15 protein-coding genes, 1 other RNA gene and 1 riboswitch are annotated in these 18,537 nt (G+C 65.1%); of the genes, 8 read left to right on the top strand and 8 right to left on the bottom strand.

The window, feature by feature from the left end:
• Positions 1–6: 6 nt before the first annotated feature.
• Positions 7–426, top strand: a complete 420-nt coding sequence (locus tag G584_RS0102760) for a cobalamin B12-binding domain-containing protein (protein ID WP_028493240.1) — start codon at positions 7–9, stop codon at positions 424–426.
• On the top strand, positions 423–914 hold the full coding sequence (locus G584_RS0102755) for a PaaI family thioesterase (RefSeq protein WP_028493239.1): 492 nt from the start codon (positions 423–425) through the stop codon (positions 912–914). Before G584_RS0102760 ends, G584_RS0102755 begins: the two co-directional genes overlap by 4 nt.
• A gap of 330 nt (positions 915–1,244) precedes the next feature.
• Here G584_RS0102755 and G584_RS0102750 read toward each other — a convergent pair whose 3' ends face one another.
• From G584_RS0102750 to ssrA, 6 genes are all read right to left on the bottom strand, one after another.
• Positions 1,245–3,359, bottom strand: coding sequence for a vWA domain-containing protein (locus tag G584_RS0102750; RefSeq protein WP_028493238.1), 2,115 nt, complete (start codon positions 3,357–3,359; stop codon positions 1,245–1,247).
• A gap of 50 nt (positions 3,360–3,409) precedes the next feature.
• On the bottom strand, positions 3,410–4,609 hold the full coding sequence (locus G584_RS0102745; RefSeq protein ID WP_028493237.1) for a bifunctional 3,4-dihydroxy-2-butanone-4-phosphate synthase/GTP cyclohydrolase II: 1,200 nt from the start codon (positions 4,607–4,609) through the stop codon (positions 3,410–3,412).
• Positions 4,609–5,193, bottom strand: coding sequence for a riboflavin synthase (locus G584_RS0102740; RefSeq protein WP_028493236.1), 585 nt, complete (start codon positions 5,191–5,193; stop codon positions 4,609–4,611). Before G584_RS0102740 ends, G584_RS0102745 begins: the two co-directional genes overlap by 1 nt.
• Complete coding sequence (gene ribD, locus G584_RS0102735; RefSeq protein WP_028493235.1) at positions 5,193–6,326, bottom strand: bifunctional diaminohydroxyphosphoribosylaminopyrimidine deaminase/5-amino-6-(5-phosphoribosylamino)uracil reductase RibD; 1,134 nt, start codon at positions 6,324–6,326, stop codon at positions 5,193–5,195. The genes G584_RS0102740 and ribD overlap by 1 nt, the downstream gene beginning before the upstream one ends.
• 3 nt (positions 6,327–6,329) lie before the next feature.
• Positions 6,330–6,450, bottom strand: a riboswitch (FMN riboswitch).
• Positions 6,451–6,582: 132 nt separating this feature from the next.
• Positions 6,583–6,765, bottom strand: a complete 183-nt coding sequence (locus tag G584_RS11885) for a ribbon-helix-helix protein, CopG family (RefSeq protein WP_276324484.1) — start codon at positions 6,763–6,765, stop codon at positions 6,583–6,585.
• 63 nt (positions 6,766–6,828) lie between these two features.
• Positions 6,829–7,175, bottom strand: a transfer-messenger RNA (tmRNA) gene (gene ssrA / locus G584_RS12415).
• Between the two features lie 158 nt (positions 7,176–7,333).
• Here ssrA and rimP point away from each other — a divergent pair.
• The 6 genes from rimP (at position 7,334) to G584_RS0102695 (ending at position 14,720) form a co-directional block, all read left to right on the top strand.
• The gene (gene rimP, locus G584_RS0102725; RefSeq protein WP_028493234.1) at positions 7,334–7,759 is read left to right on the top strand and encodes a ribosome maturation factor RimP; all 426 of its coding nucleotides are present in this window, start codon (positions 7,334–7,336) and stop codon (positions 7,757–7,759) included.
• A gap of 22 nt (positions 7,760–7,781) precedes the next feature.
• Complete coding sequence (gene nusA, locus G584_RS0102720) at positions 7,782–8,945, top strand: transcription termination factor NusA (protein WP_028493233.1); 1,164 nt, start codon at positions 7,782–7,784, stop codon at positions 8,943–8,945.
• Positions 8,945–9,223: a YlxR family protein gene (locus G584_RS0102715; RefSeq protein WP_028493232.1), complete on the top strand. Its 279-nt coding sequence runs from the start codon at positions 8,945–8,947 to the stop codon at positions 9,221–9,223. The genes nusA and G584_RS0102715 overlap by 1 nt, the downstream gene beginning before the upstream one ends.
• A complete protein-coding gene (gene infB / locus G584_RS0102710) occupies positions 9,192–10,907 on the top strand; it encodes a translation initiation factor IF-2 (RefSeq protein ID WP_028493231.1) in 1,716 nt (571 codons plus the stop codon). Before G584_RS0102715 ends, infB begins: the two co-directional genes overlap by 32 nt.
• Positions 10,908–11,442: 535 nt before the next feature.
• On the top strand, positions 11,443–13,650 hold the full coding sequence (gene secD / locus G584_RS0102700) for a protein translocase subunit SecD (protein ID WP_028493230.1): 2,208 nt from the start codon (positions 11,443–11,445) through the stop codon (positions 13,648–13,650).
• A gap of 125 nt (positions 13,651–13,775) precedes the next feature.
• Positions 13,776–14,720: a hypothetical protein gene (locus tag G584_RS0102695; protein WP_028493229.1), complete on the top strand. Its 945-nt coding sequence runs from the start codon at positions 13,776–13,778 to the stop codon at positions 14,718–14,720.
• A gap of 64 nt (positions 14,721–14,784) precedes the next feature.
• On the opposite strand, the gene G584_RS0102690 is transcribed toward G584_RS0102695, so the two are convergent.
• Both G584_RS0102690 and G584_RS0102685 read right to left on the bottom strand, forming a co-directional pair.
• Positions 14,785–17,367, bottom strand: coding sequence for a hypothetical protein (locus G584_RS0102690; protein WP_028493228.1), 2,583 nt, complete (start codon positions 17,365–17,367; stop codon positions 14,785–14,787).
• Between the two features lie 123 nt (positions 17,368–17,490).
• Positions 17,491–18,531, bottom strand: a complete 1,041-nt coding sequence (locus G584_RS0102685) for a methyltransferase (RefSeq protein WP_028493227.1) — start codon at positions 18,529–18,531, stop codon at positions 17,491–17,493.
• Positions 18,532–18,537: the final 6 nt, after the last annotated feature.

Raw genomic sequence — 18,537 nt, 5'->3', positions numbered from 1 at the left:
TAGCGTATGGACAGGCGCATACGGGTGCTCATCGCCAAGCCCGGGCTGGACGGCCACGACCGCGGGGCCAAGGTGGTGGCCCGGGCCTTAAGGGATGCCGGCATGGAGGTGATCTACACGGGGCTCAGGCAAACCCCGGAGATGATCGTGTCCGCGGCCATCCAGGAGGACGTGGACGCCATAGGGCTGTCCATTCTCTCCGGAGCCCACATGCACTACTTCCGGGAAGTGAAGCGGCTCCTCGAGGAGCAAGGGGCTTCGGACATCCTCCTCTTCGGAGGAGGGATTATCCCCGATGAAGATGTGCCCAAGCTGAAGGAGCTGGGGGTGGCGGCGGTGTTCGGTCCTGGGACCAGCACCCAGGAGATCGTAGACTTCTTGAAACGGGCGGTGCCGGAGCGCTGGCGGACCCAGGGCTTAGCATGAAGGCCATCCAGCTCTACTACCCACCGCAGTGGGCCCACTGCTACGGGTGCGGCTACCTGAACCCCATGGGCCTTCACCTCAAGACCTACTGGAAAGCGGACGAGGGCCAGAGCGAAACCCGTTTCACCCCTAGCCCCCACCACACCGCCATTCCCGGGTTCGTCTACGGGGGACTTCTCGCCTCCCTGGTGGACTGCCACTCCACCGCCACCGCCGCCGCCGCCAAGGCCCATGCCGAGGGCCTGGATCTGGAAACCCATCCCCTTCGCTTCGTGACCGCCAGCCTCAAGGTGGACTACCTGAAGCCCACCCCTTTGGGGCCCGAGCTGGTCCTGGTGGGCCGGGCCAAGGAGGTGAAGGGGAGGAAGGTGGTGGTGGAGACCGAGCTCTACGCCAACGGGGAGGTGACCGTGCGGGGGGAGGCGGTCCTGGTGCAGATCACCGGGGACTTCGGCCAAGGAGGTACTCCTCCAACAAAAGGGCAATAATGCGAGGAGGGTCCTCGGCTTTGGGCCAGGCCACCAGGGCCAGTTCCAGCTGAGCTTCCCCCACGGTTTCCTTCCCACTCCTTCAAGCTTCTCCTTGGGAAGAGGATTTTCCCATACGGGTGCCCGATCTCCTGCCTGGAAAGTAGAGGTCCGCCCCCAGCTGGCGAATACGGTCATGGAGGGGCTTTTCCTCCTGGCGCCTGCGCTCCCTTTCCCGGGGGATTAGCTCCTCTAACTCATCTCAGTGTATGAATTCCAGATTATAGAAAGCCCCGGCAACCCGATGGGATCCATGCCCTGGCTCCCACAACCGGCCCTCTGGACCCTGGCTCAGGCTTTCCCAGCAAAGGGCCGCGCCTCGAGGAGCCGCTCCAGGAGGAAAAGCGCCAGGGCCAAGGCCAGCAGATAGGGGCGCAAGGGCAGAGGGGAGGATCCAGGTTGCCCCAGGTCCTCCAGGGCCAACAGCCGCCCATGGGAAGCCTCGGCCAGGGTCTTGAGGACCAGCTTCCCGTCCCTGGGGGTCCACTCCCCGGGCAAGGGGAAGGCCAGGGGCAAGCGGCGCGGGCCGTCCAGGAGCACCCCGGGAGCCTGGGCCTGGATTTCGTACCGCCCAGGCCCCGTGGGCACCAGGGGCATCTCCTGGCCCCCGCTTAGGAAAAGCGGGCGCTCCAGGTGGCCCAGAACCACCACCCGCACCCCTTTCCCTTCGGGGTAGGCGTACAGGGCCAGGGCCTTCTTGCCCCCCATGAGGTAGCGGGCAAGGCCGCCCAGAAAAGAAGCTGCCTCCTTCCAGCCCCGCCAGGAACGGGAAAGATCCGTGGCCAAGGCGGCCACCCGCCCCTCTCCCCTCTCCCCCAGGGCCAGCACCGCTCTGCCGTCGCTTTCCAAAACCACCTCCGCCCAGGGCTCGGCCCGGGCTGGAAGGAGAACGGAAAGGGGAGGTGGGGAAAACCCCTGGGCCAGGGGATGGGGCCTGGCCCTAACGGGGAAACGGCCCTCCAGGCCCTCCCCCTGGAAAACCTCCTGCCCTTCCTTCAGGAAAAGCCGGGGAAGCTCCTGGGCGGTGGCCGCCTGGTAGTACCGGCCCCCACCCCTTTCGGCGAGGGCCTTCAGAAAGGCCCGGTCGGCGTCGGCCCCCAGGGCCATGGCGCTTACCTCGAGGCCCGAGGCCTCCGCCAGGGCCAGGATGGGGTCTTGGGGGTCGGAGATGAGGCCATCGCTGAGCACCAGGATCCCCTTGCGCTCCACCGGCACCCCCTGCAAAAGCCGCACCGCCTCCCGGAAGGCGGAGCCCAGGACCGTCCCGCCCCCCGCCCGCACGGACAAGAGGAGGCTTTCCGCCTCCTTCTTCCCCTGCTCCGTCATGGGCCTGGGTGGGAAAAGAACCCGATGGGTGGAGGAAAAGAGCACCACGCCCAGGTAGTCCTCCTCCGCCGCCGACCGCACCAGCTCCAAGGCCCCCGCCACCGCCAGGGAAAGCTTCTCCCCCTCCATGCTTCCCGATACGTCCATCACCAGGACCAAGGCCGCCCCCTTGCGGCCCAGGGGCTTTAGGGGAAGGTCTTCCGGCAAAGCCCGGTCCCAGCCGCCGAAGAAAAGACCCTTGGGGGTGGCGGTAAAAAGAAGGCCGCCGCCTTGGCGGAGGTAGCCCCTCAGAGCCTCCGGGGCCCCCTCGGGAAGGTCCAAGACCCCGAGGCCCACCGCCACCAGGTCGGCCTCGAGGGGCAAGCGGAAAGGGCCTTCCTCCACCTGGAAGCCCTGGGCCTCCAGGTAACGGGCCAAGGCCGGGTCCCCAAGCACCAGGGCCTTGCCGCGGTCGGCAGGTTGGAGGCTCACCTGGGCCTCGCTCCGGCCCCAGGAACCCTCCACCACCGCCCGCACCTCCGCCTCCCCTGTAAGGGAGAAGGTGTACACCAGGCTCTTACGCCCCTCCACCCGAAGGCTTCGTTCCCACGTCCCTGCGGGGCCCTCCACCCTCAGGCGTGCCTCCACGGAGAGGGGCGCCTCGAGGACCACTCCCACCCCCACCGTTTCCCCGTACAGGGGATAAGGCGGGGGGACCAGCTCCACCGCCACATGGGGCTTGGGGGGAACGTAAACCGCATCCAGGGGAAAGGGAGCTGGAATGGGCTCGAAAAGCCCGTCGGAAACCAGGACCACGCGGCTCGGCCTCAGGGCCTCCGCCTCCTGAAAGGCCGCCTTCAGGTCTGTCCTCTCCCCCAGGTCCAGCCTGCGGGCGGTGGGCGAAGGAAGCCTCACCGCCCGCTCCGCAAAGGCCACATAGATCCTGTCCCCAGGGAGCCTATCCGCCAAGGCGAAGACGCTTTCCCGAGCAGAGGGCGAGAAATCCAGAAGGTACACCACCCGCCCCGGCATGGGCCATCTGGGGTCCAGGAAGGCCAAGAAAAGCAGGATGAGGACCCCAACCCTAAGAAGCCGGAGCATAGCCTCATGCTAGAGGCTTTGGGAGGGCCTGGGCCATCCAGGGAACCCCATCAGTCCATCCAGTGCCCAAGCTTCTCCTTTTTAGCCTGGAGGTAACGCTCGTTGTGGGGGTTGTCCCCGGCCCTCAGGGGAATGCGCTCCACGATCTCGATGCCGAAACCCGACAGGGCCTTTACCTTGCGGGGGTTATTGGTGAGGAGGCGCATCTTGCGCACCCCAAGGTCGTAGAGGATCTGGGCCCCCACCCCGTAGTCCCGCAGGTCCGGCGGGAACCCCAGGGCCAGGTTGGCCTCCACCGTGTCCAGGCCTTGGTCCTGCAGGTGGTAGGCCCGGATCTTGTTCACAAGGCCGATTCCCCGCCCCTCTTGCCTCAGGTAGACCAAAACCCCCTTCCCCTCCTTAGAGATACGCTCCAGAGCCAGATCCCGCTGGAAGCCGCAGTCGCACCTCAGGGAGTGCAGGGCATCCCCGGTGAGGCACTCGGAGTGCATGCGCACCAGGACGGGCTCCTCAGGGTCCCAGCTTCCCATGACCAAGGCGGCGTGCTCCTCTCCCGTGAGGCTATCCCGGTAGCCCAGGATGCGGAACTCGCCAAACCGGGTGGGCAAAAGGGCCTCCGCCTCCCGTTTCACGTAGAGGTCCCCCTTCTCCAGGCGGTAGCGGATGAGGTCGGCGATGGTGCCCACCTTAAGGCCGTGGCGCCCGGCAAACTCCAAAAGGTCCGGAAGCCGGGCCATGGTGCCATCCTCCTTGAGGATCTCGATGAGGCTCCCCACCGGCCTAAGCCCCGCCAGGCGCAAAAGGTCCACGGTGGCCTCCGTATGCCCGGCCCGCCTCAGGACCCCGCCCGGCCTGGCCACCAGGGGGAAGATGTGCCCAGGGCGCCGGAAATCCTGGGCGGTGGCCTCGGGATCAGCCAGAAGCCTTATGGTGGCCGCCCGCTCAAAGGCGGAGATCCCCGTGGTGGTCCCCCGGGCATCCACGCTCACGGTGAAGCGGGTACCCTGGGGATCCTGGTTCCTCTCCACCATGAGGGGCAGGTCCAGGGCCCTGGCCCGTTCCTCGGTCAAGGCCACGCAAAGGAGCCCCCGGCACTCCTTGAGCATGAAGTTCACCCACTCCGGGGTCACGTGCTCTGCCGCCATGATGAGGTCGCCCTCGTTTTCCCGGTCCTCGTCGTCCACCAGGACCACCGGGCGGCCTTGGCGGAGTTCCTCCATGAGTTCCCTGACGCTGGCCAAACCCTCCATCATTCCCCCTTCACAAGCCGCTCCAGATAGCGGGCGATGAGGTCCACCTCCAGGTTCACCCCATCCCCCACCTTTAGGCTTCCTAAGTTGGTGACCTTAAGGGTGTGGGGGATAAGGGTGACGAAGAAGTCCTGCCCCTTTAGGCCCGCCACCGTGAGGGAAACGCCGTTTAGGGCCACGCTTCCCTTCTCGGCAATGTAGCGGGCAAGGTCTTGGGGGGGTCGGAAGAAGTAGTCCTTGGCCCCCGGGGCCTCCCGGATGGCCACCACCTCCGCCACCCCGTCCACATGCCCGGTGACGAAATGCCCCCCAAGCCGGTCCCCCACCTTAAGGGCCCTCTCCAGGTTGGGCCGGTGCCCCACCCGCCAGGTGGGGGCGGTGCGGCGCAGGGTTTCCCGGGCAAGCTCCACCCAAAAACCGCCCTCGTCCACCTCCACTGCGGTGAGGCAGACCCCATCCACCGCCACCGAATCCCCTACCTTAAGGTCAGAAAGCACTTCCTTGGCGGCGATCCTGACCCTGAGGAAAGGCCCCTCCCGGACCTCCACGATCTCGCCGGTTTCCTCCACCAATCCCGTGAACATCACCCCTCCGGGTACGCCTCCAGCCAAAGGTCCTCCCCAAGCCACTCCTTGCGGACGAGCCTCAGCCTCTTGGCCTCGGCCATGCGCTCCAGGGCGAACCCCTCCAAGAACCCCCTCCCCTCCCCCAAAACCTTGGGCGCCACGAAGAGGGCCAGCTTGTCCACCAGTCCCCTTTCCCAGAAGGCCCCAGCCAGCCTCGGACCCCCCTCCAGAAGGATCCCGTCCAGTCCCTCCTCCAAGAGAAGGTGCAAGGCCCCCTCGAGGCTCACCCTCCCTCCTTCCCGGGGAAGCTCCACCACCCGGGCACCCGCCTCCTCGAGGGCCCTAAGCCGATCCTTGGGCGCACCTTTGCCCACCAGCACGTACACGCGGGCAGGCTCCCCCCGGGGTCCCTTTTGAAAGATACGGGCGGTGGGGGGAGTGCGGCCCTCGGTGTCCAAGATCACCTTCACCGGGTCCCTAAGGGGCGGGGGCTCCAGCATGAGGGGGAAGGGCCTGAAGTCCGGCTCCCGCACGGTAAGCCAGGGATCGTCCTTGAGGATCGTTCCCACCCCCACCATCACCACGGGAAGCCACTGGCGGTAGGCCTGAGCCACGCGCCGGCTTTCCTCCGAGGACACGTAACGGGCATCCCCGCTTACAGCAGCCACCTTGCCATCCAAGGTCAAGGCAGCCTTGAGGAGCACGAAGGGCCGGCCCTTTTTCTGCACGTGGAAGAAGACCTCGTTCTGCCCCTGGGCCTCGGCTTCCAGGAGCCCGGCCTCCACCTCTACCCCCCCGGCCCTAAGCCGTTCCAGACCCCCTTGGGCCAAAGGGTTGGGATCCCGGGCCGCCGCCACCACCCGGGCCACCCCCGCCTGCAGAAGGGCCAAGGAGCAAGGAGGGGTGCGGCCAAAGTGGTTGCAAGGCTCCAAGGACACGTAGAGGGTGGCTCCTTGGGCCTCCTCACCCGCCTGGCGCAAGGCGTACACCTCCGCGTGGGCCTCCCCGGCCCTGGGGTGGTACCCCTCCCCCACGACGCGGCCCTCCCGCACCAGCACCGCCCCCACCAGGGGATTGGGGTGGGTGTGGCCTCGAGCCCTCTCGGCCAGCTGTAGCGCCCTCCGCAGGAACCGTTCGTCCAGCTCTCGCAAAAAGACCTCCTTCTCCCATCCGGACTTTCACCGTCGGCTCCGGAATTCCACCGGATCGGGCCCCAAAGGGGCTTCGCGGGCTTTCACCGCCGGTGGGGACTTCCACCCCGCCCCGAAGGAGGTGCCAGGCGGCACCGAATTTACTTTACAACCGAAGGCAGATCACAAGCTGGGATGGACCTGCTACCGCGGCATCGGAGAAACCCAAAGGGAGGTCCTGGTACTGGCGCACCCACGTCCGCACGCTGGGCAGGACTCAATCCTTCTCCAACCGGGCCTCTGCCGTACGGCCTGTTACCCCGGTATCCTCCCCTATGCCCAAGGACTTAGGGGAAGGGGAAGCCAGGTAGCGCTCCAACGCCTCCCTTACGAGCTCAGCCTGGGAGCGGCCCTCCCGCCGGGCCTTAAGCTCCAGCAGGCGCTTCAAGGACTTGGGCAAGTACAGGGTAGTCTTTTATATGGCAACAACAAAATAGGGACCCGTATGGGCCCCTAAGCCCTTTGGTGGAGGTGGGGGGAGTCGAACCCCCGTCCGAAAGTCCCTACGGCAGGCCTCTACGCGCGTAGTCCGCGTTTTGGGTGTCCTCCTGGCTTGGCCCGCGGACAGGCGGCCAGGAGCAAGCCCCGCTTAACTTCGCCTTGGGTTACGGGGCGTAGCCAAGGCTAGCCGGGTTTGTGTCCCCACGCCGGTGAGCCCCCGGCAGGGCTACCGGGCGAGGTCGCGGTCATTAAGCCGCGAGAGCGTAAGCAGGCTTGTTGGCCTTTATTCTTTTGCGGGTTTTTACGAGGCCACCCGCACCTCGGCGCGCCACCTGCCCTCGGCGACCCCCGTCGAGACCGTTCACCCCCATGTGACTGGCCGGACTCGGACCGGCAACCTTGAGTGTACTAGGCTAAAGGGGTTGTAGTCAAGGGGGTTTTGGGTGTAAACTGAGCCCAGTGCTCCCAAGGGAGGGGGGTGGGTGTAAGCCCACCCTTCCTTTGTGAAGGGAGGTAGGGAGGTGCCTGTGGACCTTTGGCGGTTGGTGGAGGAAGCGGTGGAGCCTCTGGGCCTCGAGGTCCTGGAGGTGAAGGAAGCCCCCGGGGAGGTCCTGGTCCGCCTGGAGCGAAAGGACGAAAGGCCCATCAGCGTGGCCGACCTGGAACGGGCCAGCCGGGCCATAGAGGCCGTCTTTGACCGTGAGGACCCCATCCCGGGAAGCTACCGTCTCCTGGTGGAGTCTCCTGGCCCCAAGCGCCCCCTCTTTACCCGCCGCCACTTCGAGCGCTTCCAGGGGTTAAAGGCCAAGGTGCCGGGGCCCGAGGGCTTCACCGGACGGATCCTTCGGGTGGAAGAGGACGAAGTGGTCTTCCAGGTGGGCCAGGAAGAAAGACGCCTCAAGATCGGCACCTTCCGCGCCAACCTCGCCGAGTGGCCCGAGGAGCCCAGGTAACAGCCTAGATTAGGGAGGAGAGATGAACCGGGAGTTCATAGACGCCATGCAGCAGCTGGCCTTGGAGCGGGGGGTCACCACCGAGGAGGTCCTCGAGGCCTTCAGGGAAGCCCTGCGTAAGGCCTACATCAAGCGGCAAAAGGGGTACCGCAAGGAGGAAATCGATGCGGGCAAGGGTCCGGAGGTGGACGTCTACATAGACCCCCAGACCGGGCGCATCGAGATGGTGGAGGTGCGCCGCGTGGTGGAGAAGGTGGAGGACCCAGACAAGGAAATCGCCCTCTCCGAGGCCCTCCAGTACGACCCCGAGGTCCAAATTGGCGACGAGATGGAGTTCCCCATTGACCCCGAGGGCCTCTCCCGCATGGCCATCCAGGACCTGCGCCAGATCCTCACCCAACGCCTCAAGGAGTCCGAGCGCAACCGCATCTACAACGAGTACAAGGACAAGGAGGGCCAGGTCCTCACCGGAGTGGTGACCCGGGTGGACAACCGGGGCAACGTCTTCGTGGAGCTGGGCCGGGGGGAGGCTTACCTTCCCAAGAGCGAGCAGATCCCCACGGAGCGCTACTACCCCGGGCAGCGCCTCAAGGTGTACCTGAAGAAGGTGGACCGCTCCGCCAAAGGCCCTTCCTTGATCGTAAGCCGGGCCCACGAGAAGCTTCTGGAGCACCTCTTGAAGCAGGAGGTCCCCGAGATCGCTGAGGGCATCGTGGAGATTAAGGCCATCGCCCGCGAACCCGGCCGCCGCAGCAAGGTGGCGGTAATGACCCACAACCCCAATGTGGACCCCATCGGGGCCTGCATCGGCCACAAGGGGCAGCGCATCCAAGCGGTTTCCGCCGAGCTGGGCCGGGAAAAGGTGGACATCATCCTCTGGGCCAAGGACCCCAAGGAGTTCATCCGCAATGCCCTCTCCCCCGCCCAGGTGGGTTCCATCGAGCTGGAACCCAATGGGCAGAAGGCCCGGGTCAAGGTGACCAAGGACCAGCACTCCCTGGCCATCGGCACCGGGGGGCAAAACGTGCGCCTGGCCTCCAAGCTCACGGGTTACGAGATCCACTTTGAGGAGGCGGAGATCTCCGATCTGGACGAGGCTATTCGCAGGGCCGCCAAGGAGGAGGCGGAAACCCCAAGCCGGGCAAAAGAGGAATTCGAGAAGCTCTTCCGGGATCTTTCCGAGTGATGGCGAAGCATGTCCCCATCCGCATGTGCGTGGCCTGCCGCAAAAGGCGGCCCAAGGGGGAGCTTTTGCGGATCCTGCTCATGCCGGAGGGGTTTCGCCTGGACCCCACGGGGAAACTGCCGGGTAGGGGAGCCTATGTCTGCCCCGACAACCCGGAGTGCTGGACGGAAAAGAAGCTGAGGCGCTTTGCTGGGGGCCGGGCCAAGGCCTTGTCGGAAGCGCTTATCACCCTTTTAGGAGGTACGGATGGCCAAAATACGGATCTACCAGCTGGCTAAAGAGCTGGGTATGACCAACGAGGAGCTCCTGGAGCTCCTGGACCAGATGGGGGTCGCCTACAAGTCCCACGCCTCCACCCTTTCCGAGGAGGATGCGGAGGCGGTGCGGGAACTGGTCAAGGAACAACGGGGCCTGCAGGAGAAGCTGGCGGAGGAGGAGCGTAGGAAAGCCCTCCCCCGAAAGCCTCCCGTGGTGGTCATCATGGGCCACGTGGACCACGGGAAGACCACCCTCCTGGACTATCTTCGCAAAAGCCGCATCGCCGAGAAGGAAGCGGGGGGGATCACCCAACACGTGGGTGCCTTTGAGGTGAAGACCCCGCAGGGTACGGTGGTCTTCATAGACACCCCGGGGCACGAGGCCTTCACCACCATAAGGCAGCGGGGAGCCAAGGTGGCGGACATCGCCGTCATCGTCATCGCCGCCGACGACGGGATCATGCCCCAAACGGATGAGGCCATCGCCCACGCCAAGGCAGCCGGGGCCAAGATCATCTTCGCCCTGAACAAAATGGACCTGCCCCAGGCCGACCCTGACCGGGTCAAGCGCCAGCTGATGGAGCGGGGCTTCGTGCCCGAGGAGTACGGTGGGGATGCCATCGTGGTGCCCATCAGCGCCAAAACGGGCCAAGGGGTGCAGGACCTTTTGGAGATGATCCTGCTCATCGCCGAGCTGGAGGATTACCGGGCTGACCCAAACGCCGAGCCCAAAGGGGTCATCCTCGAGTCCAAGCTGGACAAACAGGCGGGCATTATCGCCAACATGTTGGTCCAGGAGGGGACCTTCCGGGTGGGGGACTATGTGGTGGCCGGGGAGGTGTACGGCCGTATCCGGGCCATGATGGACGCCGATGGCAACCAGCGCAAGGAAGCAGGCCCGGGAAGCGCCGTGCAGGTCTTAGGCTTCCAGGAGCTTCCCCACGCCGGGGACGTGGTGGAGTGGGTGCCGGACCTCGAGGCCGCCAGGGAGATCACCGAGGAGCGCAAAGAGGAGCGCAAGGCCCGCGAGGAAGCCGAAAGGGAGCGCCGTCCCAGGACCATGGCCGACCTGCTCCGGGCCCTCCAGGAGGAAGGGCAGAAGGAGGTTAACCTCATTCTCCGGGCGGATACCCAGGGCTCCCTGGAAGCCATCCAGCACATCCTGGCCAAGGAGAGCACCGAGGAGGTCAAGATCAACGTCCTCCTGGCCCAGGTGGGGGCCCCCACGGAGTCGGATATCCTCCTGGCCCAGACGGCCAACGCCGCCATCCTAGCCTTCGGGGTGAACCCTTCCGGTGCGGTGAAGAAGGCGGCGGAAAGCAAGGGGGTTCTCCTCAAAACCTTCCGCATCATTTATGACCTCATCGACGAGGTCCGGTCCATGGTCAAAGGACAGAAGGAGCCCAAGTTCAAGGAGGAGGTCCTGGGCCGGGCCGAGGTGCGGGCCATTTTCCGCCTGCCCGGGGGCAAACAGGTGGCGGGATGCATGGTCACCCAGGGCAAAGTGGTACGCGGTGCTGAGGTAAGGGTTTTGCGCAAGGGCGAGGAGATCTGGAAGGGGAAAATGGCCAGCCTCAAGCGCTTCAAGGAGGACGTGCGGGAGGTGGCCCAGGGCTACGAGTGCGGCATCGGCCTCGAGGGGTTCGACGACTTCCAGGAAGGGGACATCATAGAGGTGTTCCAGATGGTGGAGGTGCCGGCATAGGAGGTTCCTTGCGGTGGATCCGGCGGTCTTTCCCCAGGGCGTGCCCTAAGGCGGTGGGGGTCTTTGGCCCCTCCTTAGGGCGACGGCGGGTCCCAGGGGGTGCTTGGGTAAGGTTAGGGCTGGCCCTGGCCATCCTGGCCCTGGTCCTCCAAGGCTTACCCCCTTTCCCTGCGGGAAAGGGAAAGACCGAAGCTGGGCTTCACGCCAAGGGACCTGCCTGGGTCCCCAAGGAGGACCGCCAGGGAAACGGCCTTACCCCCCTGGCCCAGGCTCCCACCCGGCCTCCCCACTTCTCCGTAAAGCCCCAGAATAGGGAGGCCAAGCCACCGTCACTGGAAACCTCTTCCCCGTCCCATCTTTACCTCCTTTATGGCCGCCTCCAGATGGATGGAGGCTAGGGCCCAGAATCTCTTCTTCTTGCGCTGGCACAAGCTCAAAAGGCCATCCAGCGCAGTCTAAGGTCAGGCTCTGGTATACGGCTTTAAGCCCTTCCGCTAACGAGTCGGGCACCTGCGTGCCCCAAAAGGTGAAGAGTATGAACCGCAAGCTTCTCAACGGACTTCTCCTCCTAGGCCTTTTCCTTTTGGCCCTTCTCATGGTTTGGAAGCCCTGGGCCCCGGAGGAGCCCAAGGTAAAGCTGGGCTTAGACCTTAAAGGAGGTCTTCGCATTGTCCTCGAGGCTGCCGTGGAGAACCCCACCCCCGACGACCTGGAAAAGGCCCGCACCGTCCTGGAAAACCGCATCAACGCCCTGGGGGTGGCGGAACCCCTGATCCAGACCCAAGGGCAAAAGCGCATCGTGGTGGAGTTGCCCGGCCTTTCCCAAGCCGACCAGGACCGGGCCCTCAAGCTCATCGGCCAGCGGGCGGTGCTGGAGTTCCGCATCCTCAAGGAAGGGGCCACCGGCACCACCGTGGCCCAGATCAACCAGGCCCTCAGGGAAAACCCCAGGCTTAAGCGGGAAGACCTGGAAAAGGACCTCATCAAGCCCGAGGACCTGGGCCCGGCCCTTCTCACGGGAGCGGACCTGGCCGACGCCCGGGCGGTTTTTGACCAGTTCGGCCGCCCCCAGGTGGCCCTCACCTTTACCCCGGAAGGGGCCAAGAAGTTTGAGGAGGTGACCCGGGCCAACGTGGGCAAGCAGCTGGCCATCGTCCTGGACGGCAAGGTCTACACCGCTCCCGTGATCCGCCAGGCCATCACCGGGGGCCAGGCGGTGATCGAGGGGCTATCGGGCCTCGAGGAGGCCAGCGAGATCGCCCTGGTGTTGCGTTCGGGGGCATTGCCCGTTCCCCTGGAGGTGGCAGAGATCCGCTCCATAGGCCCCACCCTGGGCCAGGACGCCATCCAGGCGGGGATCCGCTCGGCCCTCATCGGCACCCTGGCCATCTTCCTCCTTATCTTCGCCTACTACGGTGCGGGCCTTGGCCTGGTGGCCTCCTTGGGCCTCATCTACACCTCCGTGCTCATCCTGGGGCTCCTTTCGGGCCTCGGGGCCACCCTGACCCTCCCCGGCATCGCCGGCTTGGTCCTCACCCTGGGGGCTGCGGTGGACGGGAACGTGCTTTCCTTCGAGCGCATCAAGGAGGAGCTCAGGGCCGGGAAGAAGTTCCGCCAGGCCATCCCCGAGGGTTTCAAACACTCCACCCTGACCATCCTGGACGTGAACGCCGCCCACCTGCTGGCGGCCGCCGCCCTTTACCAGTACGCCACCGGGCCCGTTCGGGGATTTGCGGTGGTTCTGGCCATCGGCGTGGTGGCCAGCGTCTTCTCCAACCTGGTTTTCAGCCGCTACCTTCTGGAGCGCATGGCCGAGCGCGGGGAGATCCGCCCCCCCATGTGGCTGGTGGACCCCAGGTTCAACTTCATGGGCCCGGCCCGCTTCATCACCGTGGCCACCCTGCTCCTCGCCATCCTGGCAGCGGGGGTGGTCTTTACCAAGGGCTTCAACTACTCCATCGACTTCACCGGGGGTACGGCATACACCCTGCGCACGGGCCCCGAGGTGGGCGTGGACACCCTAAGGCGCTTCCTGGAAGCCAGGGGCTTCCCCGCCAAGGAAGCGGTCATCACCCAGGTGCAGGCTCCCACCGCCGATTTCCGGGAGTTTTCCCTTAAGCTCCCACCCCTTTCCGATGCCAAGCGTCTGGAGCTGGAGCGGCTCTTCACCACGGAGCTAAGGGCCAGCGTCCTCACCTCGGAGACCGTGGGTCCGGCCATCGGTTCCGAACTTCGGCGCAATGCGGTGATGGCGGTCCTGGTGGGCCTTGGCCTCATCCTCCTCTACGTGGCCTTCCGCTTTGACTGGACCTTTGGGGTGGCCAGCGTCATCGCCGTGGCCCATGACGTGGCCATCGTGGCGGGGATGTACAGCCTCCTGGGCCTGGAGTTCTCCATCCCCACCATCGCCGCCCTCCTGACCATCGTGGGCTACTCCATCAACGACTCCATCGTGGTTTCAGACCGCATCCGGGAGAACCAGAAGCTCATGCGGGGCATCCCCTACCGGGAGATGGTGAACCGCTCCATCAACCAGACCCTCTCCCGCACGGTGATGACCAGCCTCACCACCCTCTTGCCCATCGTCGCCCTCCTCTTCCTGGGAGGAAGCGTCCTCAGGGACTTCTCCCTGGCCATCTTCGTGGGCATCTTCGTGGGCACTTACAGCTCCATCTACGTGGTGAGCGCCATGGTGGTGTTCTGGAAGGAGTTGCACCAACAGCGGGCAAAGAAATCCGCCTAAGGCCCAACGGAAGTAGGCGGGAGACTCACCCCCGGGATCACACTGCTTCCCGGGGGTCGGGTTTACCCTAAGGAAAAGGAAGCCTGGTGGCTCCCTGGCGTAGGCGTTCCTGAGGAGAGAGGATCATGGCCCCACCCCCCTTACGCCCTTGGCTTCTTGTCGCTCCCCTCCTTTGCCCTGCGGCTTTTGGCCAGCCCCTGCTGGTGGCCCACGAGCCGGAGGTGCGGTGGCTCTTCGCCCTCGAGCTGATGAGGGCAGCCCTCGAGGCCCACGCCGAAGCCCCCTCCCCCGATTCCCTGCAGGACTTTGAGGAGGGTCTGGACCTGGTAAGGGAGAGCCTCCGCACCCGGTCCCTTCCCTTTTCCTCCCGATGGGAAGGCTTTCTGCAACGGGTGGAGCACCTCTCCCCGGCAGAGCCCAGTAACCTCCGCCCCCTTCTCCGCGAGGCCGAGGATCTCTTTCCCCAAATCCAAGCGTCTTTGGTACCCCACCTGGATCCAGCCCTGCGGGCAGGGCTCGCAGTTCAGCTGGCCTTGGGGAATAAGGGAGTGGCAGCCAGCTACCGGGAGGGTTTCCTGGGGAGGAAGGCGGCTTACCGCCTTGGCTTCTTCCTCCTGTGGCAGCTTGAGCTCCAGGTGAGAGAACTCAAGCCCTTCCTTCCCCCCGAAACCTGGTCCAGGGTCGCCGAGGCCCTGGCCGCTTTGCGGGAGCTCTACCCCAGTTCGGGTTGGCCCGAGCGGTTCCGGGATCCGGAAAGGGCCAGGGAGGCCGCCCTGGACTTAGCCTTTGCCCTGGAAGCCGGCCTAGGCGTAGACCTCCTCCCCCGGGATCCCCGGCAAGGCCTAGGATACCTGCACCGCCTGGTGCAGCTGGCCTGCCAGGCACCCCCAGGGCAGGGGGAAGAAGCCTGGGCGGCGGCGCGCCTCTTCTTCCGGTCCTACCTTCTCCTCCCCCTTGGGGCTAACGCCCCCACCCAGGCCGACGCCCTGGCCCAGGCCCTGGAAGGACCGCCCTCCTGCGACAGGCTTCCTGTCCTTCTCCAAGAAGCGGAAGAGGCCCCTTGGGAGTAAGGCTTCTTTGGATTCATACCACCCCACCCTGGCTTTCGCCAAGGTGGGGGCGCCGGATGGAGGCTCACCCTTCCAAACCCAGCTCCTGCAAAGCCCGTTGCCGAAGGAGAAGGGCTTCCTCTTGAGCAGGCGTGCCGTAAAGCCGCCGCAGAGCCTCCTCATCCAGGGGATCCAGGCGCAAGGCCAAAAGCCAGTCCTCGAGCCTAGGGCTTTGCAAAAGCTCCCTCCGCCGCTCCTCCAGGTAAGCCCTGGAAACCTCCTCCAAAAAAGGATGGTCCAGCCCCAGGAAGGGTGGGGCGAGGGGTGCCTTGGGATCCTCCAGGTCCAGGTATAGCTCCGGTACCTGGCGGAAAAGGCCATAGGGCTTCTGGCGCAGGAAGTAGGGCCTGGCCCCTTTGGGCCGGCCGGGCTCCAGGGCGTTGACCACCTCCCACCACAGCACCCGGAACTCCCCAGGGGAAACCGACAGGGCCTCGAGGAGATCCTCCTTTTCCCATTGGGCGGCCACCAGAAGGGCCAAAAGAAGCCGGGCCTTATCCCGGCGGAACCGCACAGGCCGTCCCTCCACCCGCACCTCAAATCCCCCGAGGACCCGTATCTCCACCCGCACCCCGGGATGGTAGGGAACGGGAAGGCGGCCAAGCCGCCAAAGGGCCCGGCGTACCCGGGAAACCGGGGGTGAGAAAAGCGTCCGGTGGGCCAGGAAGGGGTAAACCCGCAAAAGGTCTTCCCATCCATCCCCAAAGGGGTAAGCCTCGGCCAAAGCCTGAAGGAAGGGGTCCAAAAGGGGCAGGGTGGGCAAGGAAAAAACCTCGCCCCGCCGAAGCCAAGCCAACGCCACCATAAGGGTGAGGAAGCCTTCCACCCAAAGATCCCCGGCGGTCCGGGTCAGGCGGACCATTTCCCTGTAGGCCTCCTCATCCCCCAGGGCAGCCAGACCCCCCAGGGCTTCCACCTTAAGCCGCGCTGGACCCCCTTCCGCCATGGCCAAGGCGGCCTGGTAGGCCGCCTTGGCCTCCTCCAAGCGTTCCAAAACCAGAAGGGCATGCCCCCTCCTGGCCTGGGCCAGGCTCATGCCGAAAGGACTCCCCAGCACCTCAGCCTCCCAAAGCCCCCGCTCCGCCCACCGGAGGCCCTCCTCCGCATCCCCTGCCACGCACTCCAAAAGGGACCGGAGAAGGGTACTCTCCCGATGGTTCTGCGGCGGCCGGTGCAGGCCGGGGTCCCCGCTTTCCCTGAGGCGGGCCAGGGCCTCTTTGGGCCTCCCCTGCCTCAGGAGAAGCCTTGGCCCGGAGAACCCCAAGGCTTCCGCCTCCGCTACACGGCCCTCGTTGAGAAGGTTCTCCGCCAGGAGAAGCCTGGCTTCCTCGGGAAACAACCTCGAGGCCTCCTCCAGGTAAGGACGCCCTCGAGCCGGTTCCACGGTGTCCAGGAACAGCCGGGCCAGACCCAAGTAGGCCCGGGTCTCTCCCGCCCTAAGGGCCTTCTGGTAAGCGGCCTCCGCTTCCTGGTAGCGCCCAGCCTGGCGCAAGGCCTCAGCCTCCAACAGGTCGAGGGCGCGCCGCCCTTGGCGCAAGGCTTCCGGTAGGTGGGCCAAAAGGCGCAACACGCTGTAGGTGAAACCGCGCGCCAACCAGGAAAATCCCTCCTGCACCAGGAGATCCGCCACGTGGCCGAGCCTTCCCGCCTCCAGGAGGAACCCGGCTGCCCGGATCCCCTCCCCGCGGTCCAAGGCCTCCTCCGCCGCCTTGGTGAGGAGCCCCCGGGCTTCCGCCTCGGGAAGGAGGGTTTTCAGGGCACCACGCACCAGGGGATGGAACCAGAGCTTGCCCTCCCGCCTCTCCAGAAGCAGGTCCTCGGCATAGGGCAAGAGGGCTTGGCCTTCCGCCTCTGGGACCTCCCCCAAAAGGGCCAGCCTCGAGGCCTCCCGCAGAACTTCCTCGGGAAGGCCATAGGCCAGGTAAGCCAATAGCCCCTCGGCGGTTTCCAGCGCCAGCTCCGGCTTCAGGCCCCGGCGCATGGCCAACAGGACCACCCGTAAGCCCAGGGGCCACCCCCTCACCAGGGAAAGGGCTCGTTCCACTTCAAAGGCTGGAAGTTCCGGGGCCAGCGCCTTGGCAAGCTGGCAGGCCTCCTCGGGATCAAACGCCAGCTCCCGCTCGGAAAGTACCGTGAGGAAGGCAAAGGGTGTGGCCTTCCGTGAGAGAAGCAAGAGCCTTAGGCCGGGAAGCCGGACCAGGCCCTGCACCACCTTGAGCACCCCGGGGCTTTCCGCCCGGTGGACCTCATCCAGCACCAGGAGGTGGAAACCTAAGGGCTCCAGGGCACCCAAAAAGGCCTCCAAGGCCCTGGGCCAAGCCCCTGCCTCCAAAAGCTCCGCCACCCTCTGAAGCTCGGCCCGGCCTTGGTAGGCAGCCAGAAGGTGCCACAGGAAAACCGCAGGGTCCTTGGCCTCCTCCGCCAGGGCCACGTAGACCCCGGAAAACTCCGAGGCCAGGCTGGTCTTCCCGTACCCCGCCCCCGCCGCCAGGACCACCCCGGGGCTCTGGCGGAAGGCTTCCTCCACCAGGCGCCGAGGGCGGTCCCGCCGCACCTCCTTGGCCGTGCGAGGGGGCAGGAGCCTCGAGGCGGGCACCGGGTAGGGCACGGCCTTATCTTCCCCGGATCCCCCTTAAGATGCAAGCTGGAAGCCGGTGGCCTAATCCCCTGCCCGCCTCGATCCAAACCTCCCTCCAGCCCAGTGGAACATGGAAGAAGCCCGTTTACTAATTCACCCACGTTCACGTTCGCCTTCAATCACGCTCATTGGCGATCCTGTTGGAATAATCCTCGTGAGCCTGAAGCCGGCTGCTTTTAACAGCAGCCGGTATTCCTCTTCTGTGCGTTCCCGCCCGCCGGTCATAACCAGCATGTTGAGGTCCATGAACTTGCTCAAATGCGGCTCGCTACCGGGCGGAACGACGGCTTCGACAAGCAAGAGCTTGCCGTTCTCTATCATCGCCCGATGGCAATTCCTGAGAATCGCGACGGCACGCTCGTCATCCCAATCGTGAATGATCCATTTGAGGATGTAAGCATCGCCACCACGTGGTACGGACTCGAAGAAGTCCCCGCCCACTAATTCGCACCGATCAGCGATTCCCTCAGCTTCGATGCGAGCCCGTGCACCTTCGATCACGGGCGGCAAGTCGAAGAGAACGCCCTTCATCCCCGGGTTGCTTTTGAGAATCGCGGCGGTGAGGCTGCCGTGTCCCCCTCCCACGTCCACAATCTTGACGATGGATGAAAAATCGTAGCTGGATAGAACTGCGTTATTAACAGCGAGGGTCATCTCGGTCATCGCATCATCAAAGGTTTTAGCGTTCTCAGGATGCCGCGCGAAGTATTCCCAAATGGGCACCCCGAAGACATGATCGAAGGCGACCCCGCCGGTCTTTACGCTGCGCAGCAGTTCGCCCCATGCCGGGTAATGCTCCTCTCCTAATTCCACGATGGCGAAAGCCCGCAACGAGCCACGCACGTCGGTCCGCAGCGTTTCCGAAAGCGGGGTTAAGCGGAAGCGGTTGTCACTATCTTGGGCAAACACGCCCACGCTTGCAAGCGCACGCAGCACACGATAAAGGGATGGCGCATGAACGCCTGTCACGGCGGCGAGTTCTTCGGCGCTTTTAGGCTGGTCATGGAGATGGTCAGCGATACCCAGTTTCGCTGCGATATAGATGGCGCGCGAAATCCAAAAGCCCGAGATCATCTCTAGCATAGCCACGTGCGGCGGGACATTGGCATGACTAGGCTGATTTTCCTGGGTCATGTTTTA

This window comes from Thermus antranikianii DSM 12462 (assembly GCF_000423905.1).
Lineage (GTDB): Bacteria > Deinococcota > Deinococci > Deinococcales > Thermaceae > Thermus > Thermus antranikianii.
The sequence above is the reverse complement of the archived record's forward strand: the minus strand, read 5'-3'. Positions and strand labels throughout refer to the sequence as shown.